We start from the raw sequence: 2,339 nt of genomic DNA on the forward strand, positions 1-2,339 counted from the left end.
AAAATAACAGCCTTGACATTGGTTCAATATGTCAATAAATTCATTTTTGATAGACCTATAAATAATATTAAAAATCAAATCATTTAATTACACCCAACGGGTTTAGATTATAAAAGATGTACTTGCTCGGGGGCATACAAATAAAAGAAGATTATCTTTTAATTAACTAAATAATAAATACAAAACACTTAATAACAATAAAAAGAGGACCTAATCGACACATTAAAGTTCCAAGTGCAATACCGGATAAGCTTTACCCTGTGCATCTGTCTCCGATCTATCGATAACTTTAAATCCTAAGTGTTTGTAAAACCCTACCGCTTGCCAATTTTGTTCATTCACATCCACTCTTTTGATATGAAATGAATCTCTGGCATAAGCAATCATTTGTTTGCCTATTCCCTCTCCCCTATACTCATGATCAATAAACAACATCTCCAAGCTATCTTCAGCTATCCCCATAAAGCCAACTAAAACGCCTTTGCTTTCATACCCCCACAAAGAAACGTGTTCAAAGTACAAAGGAATATGCTCTTTGTAATACAGAAAATCTTCATTCTTTAGGAAATCATGAGTATTCAAAACTGCACTTTCCCAGATTTGCATTAAACGGGGATAATCCCCTACCTTTATTCTTCGAATCATAATCTAAATTTTAGAACAACAAAAATTGTACTTTTAATCAAACAACTACTGAACCTGGGTTAAAAAATTCGCTTGCGTATCCGACTAAGCCCTTGTGGTGTTACTCCAATAAAAGAGGCAATATCTTTCAAAGGCAAATAATTCATCAACTCACCATATTCGTTTAGCAGCTCTAAATAATATTGCTCAGAAGTGTACTTTATCAAATCAATATTCCTTTTCAATAAGCGATTGAGAAGTTTAGCCGTCAAATCACTAAAGACCTCCTTTACAAGAGGAAGCTCTGTATACAATCTAACCACTTGTTCCTTGTCAATGCGATAAACTACACTTGACATCGCAGCTTGTACATTGAATAAAGACTGTTCTTCTAAGGTAAATGAAATATTGCTCATAGAAAATGTTCCCGCCAAGCAAAACCAAAAAGTCTGTTCATCACCTTTGTGATTCAACGTCCAACAACGAAATGCCCCATCTGAGATAAAGTAGCTATATCGCTCCACTTGCCCTTGTTCGATTAGAAAAGCATTCCTCTGCACTTCTATCCTTTCAAAATAACCATCAAACAAGTCATACTCCCTTTGCGTAAACACTCCCTTGTCAACATCAAATTCTTTTATTAGTTTCTCTAAAAGCATCTTTACTATTATCTAATCTTGCAAAATTAAGGACTTAACCACTTTCTATAAAAAAATATTTACTTTTATTAAAAATATAAAAAACAGACAATAAAGCACTTATGATTTTATTCAAAAAAAAGTAGCCATTTGATACAAAAAACATTTGCGCACAATACAAATTGTACTATATTTGCACTCGCAATACAGAACAAGAGAGTTCTACTGGAGAAATGGCAGAGTGGTCGAATGCGGCGGTCTTGAAAACCGTTGACTGTAACAGGTCCGGGGGTTCGAATCCCTCTTTCTCCGCAAAGAAGAAGAAGCTACCAATTAGGTAGCTTTTTTTGTATATATAACTTACTGTTATTCAATACACTACATCTAAAATAGAGTGTTTTACTTATTTACTACTTATACAACCTTATCTTCTTAAAAGGTGCACAAATAGGTAGCATGTTTTTTCTAGAGGTAACATATCTCATTTCACTAAAACTTACTGATACATATGAACAAAATACATAAACTAAATATTCTGTTTGTTATATCTAAACACAGAACTAATAAATTGGGTGTAGCCCCTATAGCATGTAGATTAACCTACAAAGACAAAAGAAAACAATTTGCTACAGGTTTATTTGTAAAACCTAAATTATGGCAGAATACTAAACAAAGAGTATACCCACCTACTGAAGAAAATGAATTTATAAATTCAAAACTAAGCCTGATTAAGAATAAGATTAATCAGGCTTTTCTATTTTTAGAACTACAGAAAACAGATTTCTCTGTTGAGCAAATCTATAAACAATACATTGGAGAAACTCAGGATAAAGACAAATCTCTAATAGATGCTTTTTACTATCATAATAATAGAATGAAGAAACTAATAGATATAGAAGTATCTCTAAATACATTAGAGAAATATACACAGACATTAAATCACATAATAAATTTCTTATGGTTTAAGTATAAAAAGAAGGATTTCCTGCTGAAGGAATTAAGATATAGCTTTATTACAGATTTTGAGTTCTATTTAAAGACTGAAAAAAAGTTTCAACCTAATACTATTATAAAAAC

The 2,339-nt window shown here is 31.9% G+C and carries 3 protein-coding genes, 1 tRNA gene and 1 pseudogene; 3 read left to right on the top strand and 2 right to left on the bottom strand.

The annotated features are described in order from the left end of the window. Positions 1 to 87, top strand: a pseudogene (locus GOQ24_RS06700) (IS982 family transposase); the annotation flags it as partial. Positions 88 to 222: 135 nt separating this feature from the next. Here the strand turns inward: GOQ24_RS06700 and GOQ24_RS06705 are convergent. After that, positions 223 to 645, bottom strand: a complete 423-nt coding sequence (locus GOQ24_RS06705; RefSeq protein ID WP_160339357.1) for a GNAT family N-acetyltransferase — start codon at positions 643 to 645, stop codon at positions 223 to 225. Positions 646 to 704: 59 nt separating this feature from the next. Further along, complete coding sequence (locus GOQ24_RS06710) at positions 705 to 1,283, bottom strand: Crp/Fnr family transcriptional regulator (protein WP_160339358.1); 579 nt, start codon at positions 1,281 to 1,283, stop codon at positions 705 to 707. Positions 1,284 to 1,489: 206 nt separating this feature from the next. Here GOQ24_RS06710 and GOQ24_RS06715 point away from each other — a divergent pair. Together GOQ24_RS06715 and GOQ24_RS06720 are read left to right on the top strand one after the other, a co-directional pair. Next, positions 1,490 to 1,574 (top strand) — tRNA-Ser (locus GOQ24_RS06715). A gap of 196 nt (positions 1,575 to 1,770) precedes the next feature. Next, positions 1,771 to 2,339, top strand: a 569-nt coding sequence (locus GOQ24_RS06720; RefSeq protein ID WP_208103211.1) for a phage integrase SAM-like domain-containing protein, incomplete at its 3' end; no start/stop codon positions are given.

It is taken from the genome of Myroides sp. LoEW2-1, assembly GCF_009767705.1.
Classification (GTDB): Bacteria; Bacteroidota; Bacteroidia; order Flavobacteriales; family Flavobacteriaceae; genus Flavobacterium; species Flavobacterium album_A.